Below are 7,695 nucleotides of genomic sequence, written 5' to 3'. Positions count from 1 at the left end.
GCGCGGGGAGGTGCTGGAGGGGCGGGTGCCGGGCAGGCTGGAGACATGGCAGGCGCACCGATCGTCGTGCATGCGCTGTCGCCGACAGGCGGCCGTCGCGTCACCCTGCGCCGCCGGCTGCTCGGCAGCCACATCCTGGGCATCGCCTACGACGACCGGAGTCTGGTGCTGCTGCTCCAGCGGGCGGGCATCCCCGACGCCGCCCTGCTGCTCGACGATCCCTCGTGGGTGGAGTGGCGGGCGGGGGGGGGCCATCAGTGGGACGCGGCCTGATCGATGCCCGGCACGCCTGCGGGCGGGCGCGGTGCCGTCCCAGCCTGGCGCCGGAGCCACTTTCAGCTCGCGGCCCGGCAGGTGTAGACAGAGGGCATGAGTCGCACGGGGATTGCACGGCCGCGGAGAGTGAAGCTACGAGCCGTCTTGGCGGGAGTCTGCACGCTGCTGGTCCTGGGTGTCGCGCAACTGATCTACAGCGCCGCCCATCACGGGAAGCACGACGGAGGCGGTGAGCCCGGCGGGGCGCAGCCGCCCGTACACGTCTCCGTCACCGTCGTGGAACACGACCACGACGACGGTATCGACTGGCCGTCCTGGGTGACCGCCGCGGGGACGATCGTCACACCGATCATCGTGGCCCTGCTCACGTACCAGCTCGGCCGCCGCACGGAGCGCAGGGACGCCGCTCGACGGGCGGCCGACAGCACGTCCACCCCGTCGTCCGATCCTGCCAACCTGCCGGCGGAGTGACCGCGGGCGGCGCGGAGTTCGCCCCCGGCTGCCACCCGGGACGATCGGTCGAAGGGCGCGGCCCGTGGCCGTCCGGGGGGCACCGTCACGCAGGCTCGGACGTTCGCGACTCGGAACCGCCCCCGTGGGAAGGATTTGTCTTCGTCCCGACCCGCCCGAAACCGGGTGATGTTGTCAGTGCTGCCCGATAACATGCCCCCATGTCCACCACCCCGCCGCGCACGGCCGCGGCCATAAACGCGGAGATCCGCGCCCTGTTGGCGCGCGCGGGCGGGGTGATGACGCGTGGGCAGGCGGCCGAGTACCAGGTGCTGCTCGGCGAGTGGGAGGCGGCGGTCCGGCGGGAGCAGGGGCTCGCCGCATGAAAGAGTCGGCGGTCCGGCGGGAGCAGGGGCTCGCCGCATGAAAGAGTCGGCGTAACGGCCCGGGCCTGCCGGGTCGAGTACGTGGTTTCCCTCGCGGATGGTGGCCAGCCAGCCGGGGGCGTTGGTCATGAAGCCCCCGGGCCGCGGTATGCCGCTGGCGCGGATGAGCTTCTCTTGACGGACCGGGAAACGTGACTCCACGCCTTTCGTGGCGAGTTCGCGGGTGCGTTTGCCGTCCAGTGAGTTCGAGAGAACGCGAGCCGGCGAATGATGGGTCGTCAACCGACCTGCGTACAGCTCGGGCATCGCCATGGGCCGCACGCCGGACAGAACCACCTCCTCGCGGCGCTGTGAGAGCGGGACGGCCCTACGCCCGGCGAGGTGTCCCGCCGCGCTGAACGTCACGACGCCCACCGTCGTCAAAAATGGCTGACCGGCTGACCGGCTGACCGTGGCCGGGCTGCTCGCCCGTCGCCGTGACGGCCGGGGCAACCGTCTCGTTCGGCTCCGGCTCCCCGAGCCCCGCTCCCCGCCTGACCAGGCCGGCTGAAGGCCGCCGGGCAGTACCCGGCTGTCGGACGCTGGTGCGACGGACGCCGGTGCGACGGGCGCCGCGCCGGTGGGGAGTTGCCGTGTTCGGTTCAGCCGGTCCAGTAGTCGGGCCTGCTGATGTCCGCGAGGAGCGAGGGCCCGTGCGGCTGCCAGCCGAGCCGCTCCCGGGTCAGCGCGCTGGAGGCGGGTACGTCGGACTGCGCGAAGAAGCTGTGGACGCCGAAGTGTGCGTCCGCCTCGGCCGCGGACAGGCCGACCGTGGGGAGGCCGAGGCCCCGGCCGATGGCCTCGGCCACCGCTTTGAAGGGCAGGCCCTCCTCCGCGACCGCGTGGTAGCGGGCTCCGGCGGCGGCCTTTTCGAGGCCGAGCCGGTAGACGCGCGCGGCATCGCTCTGGTGCACGGCCGACCAGCGGTTGAGGCCGTCGCCCACGTACGCGGAGACGCCGGACCGTCTGGCGATGTCGATGTAGCGCGGGACGGTGAACCGGTCCCCGTCGCCGTGGACGCACGGCAGACGCACGACCGACGCGCGTACGCCCGCCTCGGCGAGCGCCATGGCCGTCGCCTCGGCCGCGCGGCCGACGGGGGCCTCGCCGGGTGGGCGCATGTCGTTCTCGGTGGCCACGGTCCCCGGTGCCAGGAAGGCGAATCCCGCCGTGACGATCAACGGCCGGTCGCTTCCCGCCAGTTCGTCTCCCAGGGCCTCCAGCGCGGCGCGCTCCGTAGCGCTGTTCTCGGTGAAACGCGTGAGGTCGGTGTTGTCGAAGGCGGTGTGGACGACGCCGTCGGTCCTGGCTGCCGCGGCGCGCAGACTGTCCAGGTCTTCCAGAGAGCCGCGGTGCGGCGTGGCCCCGGCCGCTTCGAGTGCGCGGGCGGACGCGTCGGACCGGGCGAGCCCCAGGACCTGGTGTCCCCCGGCCATCAGGTCCCGTACGACCGCGGAGCCGACGAAGCCCGTGCCGCCGGTGACGAAGACGCGCATCAGTCCTCCTCGGTCCTCGGTCGCCGCGGTCCCATGTAGTCGCGCAGCCGTGTCACGCGGCCGTCGCGGCGGGTGATGATCCAGACGTAGCGCAGGTCGAACGGGGCGCCGGTGGCGCCGTCCCGGTGGTGGCCCTCGGCCTCGATCACCGTGTCCTCGCCCGTCTCGCGCACCCGCACGTCGCTGAGGCCGCCGAAGCGGAGGTGTCCCGAGAGCGCGGTCATGAAGGTCCGGATGGCCTCCTTGCCTTCGAGGCGCCGCGGCGCCCCCGGGGCGGCGAAGGGGAATTCGTGGACGGCGTCCTCTGCGAAGGCGTCCATCCAGGCGTCGAGGTTCCCCGAGACCAGGCCTTGCATGGCGTCGGACAGCCACGGGGGAAGTTCTTCGGTGTACATGGCGCGTCTCCGCTAGGGTTTAGGACTGTGGGTCCTAAAAACCGTAACACGATTACGGACCGAGAGTCCGAAAATAAGAGGCGAGGGCCGGGGCGCCCTCCGTTCCCGCGTGAAGTCGCCCTTGAGGCGGCCGACGCCCTGTTCGCCGACACGGAGACGCCACGCACGGTCTCCATGGACGACATCGCCGCCGCGGCGGGCGTGGGCAAGGGCACGCTGTTCCGCGCCTTCGGCAGCCGTGACGGTCTGCTCGACGCGCTCTTCGCCGCCCGGTCCGTCTCCCTTCGCCAAGAGATCGAGAGCCTGGACTCTCCCCTCGGCCCCGGGGCGCCCCCCTTGCACAGGATCTTGGCGCTCTTCGACGAACTGCTCTCGTTCAAGTTCAACAACCGCCACCTCACCGAGGCCCGCGAACTGAGCGGCGCAGGGCTGTTGCGGGCGCCCCACTACCTGTGGATGCACGAGACCCTCTGCGCCCTGATCAAGCGCACGGACTCCCCGGCGGCGGAGTCGCCCGGCTATGCCGCACACGTCCTGCTGGGCGCGTTGCGGGTCGACCTGATCGATGAACTGCTCGCGTCGGGGTGGTCGCAGGACGCCATCCGCCGGGAGGTCGCCGCGCTCGTACGGCGCGTCCTCGGGCCGGAGGAGCCGGACCGCCGGTGATCCGGGCCGGAGCGCGTCCCATGATCCGGGTCGGGTCGCGTCCTGTGATCCGGGCCTGGGTTCGTCAACCCCGCGTTTCGCGTTCCCCCGTTCTCCCGTTCTCTCCGTTCTCCCGCCGCCCGGGGCCTCTGCGGGGCCTGGGCGGGCAGTCCGCCGTGGTCCTGGCGGGCGCCCGTGTGGGCGGCGCACCGTGTCCTGACGGGGGCTCGGGCGTTGGGGAGGGCATGACCTCTACTCGACGTATCGCCACGTTCCTCGCGGTCGCCGCCGGTGCCTCCGGCCTCGGCGTCTCGTCCGCCGCCGCGGCGCAACCGCTGGTGCACCCGCAGACGATCAGTGTGGCCGACACCCTCGACGACCTGTCGAGCGCGGGAATGCCCGCGGACCAGAAGGAAGGGGTGCCGACGATCACCACCCAGCTCCAGGGGCTCGGCCAACTGAGCCAGCTCCAGCAGCTGACGGGTCTCGTCGCGCCCGCCACCGGGGCCATCCCGAGTCTCGGCTAGCGCGTTTCGGGCGTACGGCCAAGGTGCGTCCCGGTTCCGGTCGGGGAGCCGGGCCGGCCGTCGGCGCCGCCCGGGAGGGGACGCGGGGGGGCCCCCGCCCGGGGGGGGCGGGGGGGGGGGGGGGGGGGGGGGGGGGGCCCCCCGGGGGGGGGCCCGGGCCCCCCCCCGGCCCGGGGGGGGGGGGGGCCCTTCGACGGCGGTCAGCGGGCCTCATGCAGCCAGTAGGCGGCCGGCGGGCCGCAAGCAGTCCCGCGGGCCTCAGTTGGCAGGCCTGCCTCAGGCGCTCTGTGGTGCGCCGTTGAAGACCGGGGGTGCGAAGCTTGCCGGCCTGTCGCCGATGCCGAGGCCGGGGCTCACGATCCAGGACTGGTATCCCGGGGTGAACATCGAGTAGGGGCCGCCCAGTTGCGGCGTACTCGCCTCGTCGAGGCGGCGGCGCGCGTCCGCCGGGATCTCGAAGTCGAGCGCCGCCATGTTGCTGTCGAGCTGCTCCACGCGGCTCGCCCCGATCACCAGCGAGGAGACGCCCGGCTGGGTGGCCGCCCAGTTGACGGCCACCTGCGCCATGGTCCGGCCCAGTCCGGTCGCGACGTCTTCGAGTGCCTCGATCACCTTCCAGCCCTGCTCGCCGACCGGAGGGCCCTGGGTGTCCGGGTTGCCGAACCGCCCCTCGCCGGTGAGCCCGTTCGGGCCGCGCCGGTACTTTCCGGTGAGGACCCCGCCGCCGAGGGGGCTCCACGCGGTGATACCGATACCGAGCGTCTGGGCCATCGGCGCGAACTCGGCCTCGATGGAGCGGCTGATGAGCGAGTACGGCAGCTGCACAGTGATCATGTGCGGCATTCCGTGCTGCTCGGCATAGCTCTGCGCACGGGCCGCGTACCAGGCCGGCACGTCCGACAGGCCCGCGTAGCGGATCTTGCCGGCCCGCACCAGGTCGTCGAAGGTCTGCACGACCTCCTCGACCGGGGTGATCCGGTCCCAGGTGTGCAGCAGATACAGGTCGAGGTAGTCAGTACCGAGCCGGCGCAGTGAATCGTCCAGCGCGCGCACCATGTGCTTGCGGCCGTTGCCGCTGGCGTTCGGGTCGCCCGGATCGGTCGTGTTGGTGAACTTGCTGGTCAGTACGAGGCGGTCCCGGTTGCCCGCGCGCGCCATGAGCTTGCCGAGGACCCGCTCGCTCTCGCCGGCGGTGTAGAAGTCCGCCGTGTCGACGAAGTTGCCGCCGCCCTCGACGTACCGCCGGAAGATCGGCTCCGCCTCTTCCTCCGTCTTGCCGTACGCGGCGTGGAACCCGTCCACCCCGAAGTTCATCGTGCCGAGGGCCAGCCTGCTCACGCGCAGACCGGACCGGCCGAGAAGGTAGTAGTTCATGAGGACTCCCGAGGGACATCGATCCGGGCGGACCGCAGTGGTCGGTCCGGGTGGGCCGCAGACGTCGATCCGGGTGGACCGCAGACGTCGATCCGGGCGGATCATCTGATTTCGACCGCGAACCGCCTGAGTCCGACAGTGGCAGATCGAAAATGGACCCTCAAGTCCAGAGCTTGAAGTCCAGGGGTTCGCGCCCGCGAGCCGGGTTCCGGTGCCGACCTGCCGGGCGGCGGGAGCCGTGAGACGGTGGATCTCGGGGGAGCGGTCGCGGCGCGGTCCCCGGCCCGGGCGCGCCCTCACGCGGGCCGCGCGCCTCGAAGTCCCCACGCGCAAGGAGGGTCCCGCATGAGGGCACTCGAAGCAGTCGGATTCGCCCTGGCCGTGATCGCCATCGTCGCCGGTCTCTTCCTCGCGATGATCGGGGGACCCACGTATCGGCGGCGAGCCGACCGGACGGAGCGCGGCGAGAAGTGAGGGCTCCGCCCGCCGAAACGGACAGTGAGAGCTCCGCCCGTCGGACGGCCGGGGACGGCGTTACGTGACGCCCTCGCTCAGCGTTCTGCCGTCACCGTCACCGTCACCGTCACCGTCACCGGTGCCGTTGCCGTCGCTGACGGCTGGGGTGTCGCCGACGGCTCCTGAGGCCGCCACCGCCCGGGTGTCGTAGCGCCGGAACGGACCCACCGCGAGGCCTCCCGCGACGACCAGCACGATGCACAGGGCGGCGCTGCCCGACCAGGCGATGCTCAGCGAGGTGGTGGCGGCCATGGCGCCCGCGCGGAGGTCGCCGAGCCGGGGCCCGCCCGCGACGACGACGGTGAAGACGCCTTGCATCCGTCCGCGCATGTCGTCGGGGGCGTACGTTTGCAGGATCGTCTGCCGGTACACGGAGCTGACCAGGTCGGCCGAGCCCGCGAGGGCGAGCAGCACGACGGCGAGCCAGAGGGTGTGGGCGAAGCCCGCCAGGGTGATCGCGACCGCCCAGCCGGCCACCGCGACGGTCAGCGCGATGCCCTGGCGCCGGACCCGTCCGATCCATCCGCTGCACAGCCCGCCCACCACGGACCCGATGGCTATCGAGGCGTAGAGCAGGCCCACTCCGCCGTGGAAGCGCGCCTCGGCGGCCTGCGGGAACAGCGCTCGCGGCATGGCCAGGACCATCGCGGCGATGTCCACCCCGAACGACATCAGCAGGACGGGGTTGCGGCTGATGAAGCGGAGGCCGTCGAACACCGCGAGCACTCCGCGCCGCGTCGGCGTCCCCACCGGTCTGATGGCGGGCAGCCGGAACGTCGAGTACAGCGAGACGGTGAACAGCAGTGCGTCCGCCCCGTAGGCGAACGCGAAGCCGTGCGGGAGGCCGACGAGGACACCGGCGACGAGCGGTCCGAGGACCTGTCCGACGTTGCCCACGGTGAAGTTCAGCGTGTTCGCGGCGGGTACCAGTTCGCCCGGCACGATGCGCGGGATGATCGCGCCGCGCGTCGAGGAGGACGTGGCGAAGCCGGCGCCCTGCACGGCGACCAGGACCAGGATCAGCGGCACGGACCGCACGTTCAGGAGTGTCTGGGCGAGCAGCGCGATCGTCACCGCCCAGGTCACGAGCGAGGACCAGAGGTAGAGGAGGCGCCGGTCCACCGCGTCCGCGATGGCTCCGCCGTACAGTCCGAAGATGACGATGGGCACGAACCCGGCGAGGCCCGCGAGACCCACGTAGAACGACGAGTGCGACAGTGCGTAGATCTGGACGGGGATGGTGACACCGGTCACCATCGTGCCGATGAACGAGGCCCCTTGGCCGACGAGGACGCGCCGGTAGATCGGGATGGCGAGCGGACGCGTGTCGAGCGCGACACGGCGGAAGCGGCTCGTGACGCCCGTGTCCGGGGCGGCCGGGGTGGCTGGGGCGGCTTGTCGGTCGATGTCACCGGGCTGCCGTGCCTCGTACGGGGCGGCGGGCCGGCCGTCGGTCCGCGGTGATGTGTGCTGTGCTCATGTACCTCACGGTGTCATGAGCACCTCGCCGACCGGCAGGGGAGGGGGAGATCGGGGGGACGACGGCTGGTCCACGCCCGGTCCCGACCCGTCAGTCCGCGACGGGCTCCCC

10 protein-coding genes are annotated in these 7,695 nt (G+C 72.2%); 6 read left to right on the top strand and 4 right to left on the bottom strand.

What is annotated here, in order from left to right; genetic code table 11:
* Positions 1-45 precede the first annotated feature (45 nt).
* The 3 genes from LCE31_RS19885 to LCE31_RS19875 all read left to right on the top strand — a co-directional run bounded on the left by LCE31_RS19885 (position 46) and on the right by LCE31_RS19875 (position 1,112).
* Positions 46-273 (top strand): hypothetical protein, encoded by a 228-nt coding sequence (locus LCE31_RS19885; RefSeq protein ID WP_225015998.1) that lies wholly within the window; start codon positions 46-48, stop codon positions 271-273.
* Positions 274-420: 147 nt separating this feature from the next.
* Complete coding sequence (locus LCE31_RS19880; protein ID WP_225015996.1) at positions 421-747, top strand: hypothetical protein; 327 nt, start codon at positions 421-423, stop codon at positions 745-747.
* Between the two features lie 200 nt (positions 748-947).
* A complete protein-coding gene (locus LCE31_RS19875; RefSeq protein ID WP_225015994.1) occupies positions 948-1,112 on the top strand; it encodes a hypothetical protein in 165 nt (54 codons plus the stop codon).
* A 641-nt stretch (positions 1,113-1,753) separates the two neighbouring features.
* Here the strand turns inward: LCE31_RS19875 and LCE31_RS19870 are convergent.
* A complete protein-coding gene (locus tag LCE31_RS19870) occupies positions 1,754-2,647 on the bottom strand; it encodes an SDR family oxidoreductase (protein ID WP_225015992.1) in 894 nt (297 codons plus the stop codon).
* Positions 2,647-3,042: a nuclear transport factor 2 family protein gene (locus tag LCE31_RS19865; RefSeq protein WP_225015990.1), complete on the bottom strand. Its 396-nt coding sequence runs from the start codon at positions 3,040-3,042 to the stop codon at positions 2,647-2,649. Before LCE31_RS19865 ends, LCE31_RS19870 begins: the two co-directional genes overlap by 1 nt.
* Positions 3,043-3,093: 51 nt before the next feature.
* On the opposite strand from LCE31_RS19865, the gene LCE31_RS19860 reads away from it, so the two are divergent.
* Complete coding sequence (locus LCE31_RS19860) at positions 3,094-3,708, top strand: TetR/AcrR family transcriptional regulator (protein WP_225016003.1); 615 nt, start codon at positions 3,094-3,096, stop codon at positions 3,706-3,708.
* A gap of 224 nt (positions 3,709-3,932) precedes the next feature.
* Positions 3,933-4,214 (top strand): hypothetical protein, encoded by a 282-nt coding sequence (locus LCE31_RS19855; RefSeq protein WP_225015988.1) that lies wholly within the window; start codon positions 3,933-3,935, stop codon positions 4,212-4,214.
* A gap of 276 nt (positions 4,215-4,490) precedes the next feature.
* On the opposite strand, the gene LCE31_RS19850 is transcribed toward LCE31_RS19855, so the two are convergent.
* Positions 4,491-5,588: an aldo/keto reductase gene (locus tag LCE31_RS19850; RefSeq protein ID WP_225015986.1), complete on the bottom strand. Its 1,098-nt coding sequence runs from the start codon at positions 5,586-5,588 to the stop codon at positions 4,491-4,493.
* A 345-nt stretch (positions 5,589-5,933) separates the two neighbouring features.
* Between LCE31_RS19850 and LCE31_RS40495 the strand changes: the two genes are divergently transcribed.
* Entirely contained in the window at positions 5,934-6,062 is a 129-nt protein-coding gene (locus tag LCE31_RS40495) for a hypothetical protein (protein ID WP_263632063.1), read from the top strand.
* Positions 6,063-6,122: 60 nt separating this feature from the next.
* Here the strand turns inward: LCE31_RS40495 and LCE31_RS19845 are convergent, their stop codons facing one another.
* The gene (locus LCE31_RS19845) at positions 6,123-7,409 is read right to left on the bottom strand and encodes an MFS transporter (protein WP_225016001.1); all 1,287 of its coding nucleotides are present in this window, start codon (positions 7,407-7,409) and stop codon (positions 6,123-6,125) included.
* Positions 7,410-7,695: the final 286 nt, after the last annotated feature.

It is taken from the genome of Streptomyces sp. 8L (assembly GCF_020176795.1).
Lineage (GTDB): Bacteria > Actinomycetota > Actinomycetes > Streptomycetales > Streptomycetaceae > Streptomyces.
Note: the sequence above shows the minus strand (reverse complement) of the source record. Positions and strands in the feature narration are given on the sequence as shown.

What these genes read in the sequence shown, in the direction of transcription:
- LCE31_RS40495 (WP_263632063.1), top strand. Translation starts at nt 5,934, where the DNA reads ATGAGGGCACTCGAAGCAGTCGGATTCGCCCTGGCCGTGATCGCCATC.
- LCE31_RS19850 (WP_225015986.1), bottom strand. Translation starts at nt 5,588, where the DNA reads ATGAACTACTACCTTCTCGGCCGGTCCGGTCTGCGCGTGAGCAGGCTG.
- LCE31_RS19875 (WP_225015994.1), top strand. Translation starts at nt 948, where the DNA reads ATGTCCACCACCCCGCCGCGCACGGCCGCGGCCATAAACGCGGAGATC.
- LCE31_RS19855 (WP_225015988.1), top strand. Translation starts at nt 3,933, where the DNA reads ATGACCTCTACTCGACGTATCGCCACGTTCCTCGCGGTCGCCGCCGGT.
- LCE31_RS19865 (WP_225015990.1), bottom strand. Translation starts at nt 3,042, where the DNA reads ATGTACACCGAAGAACTTCCCCCGTGGCTGTCCGACGCCATGCAAGGC.
- LCE31_RS19870 (WP_225015992.1), bottom strand. Translation starts at nt 2,647, where the DNA reads ATGCGCGTCTTCGTCACCGGCGGCACGGGCTTCGTCGGCTCCGCGGTC.
- LCE31_RS19885 (WP_225015998.1), top strand. Translation starts at nt 46, where the DNA reads ATGGCAGGCGCACCGATCGTCGTGCATGCGCTGTCGCCGACAGGCGGC.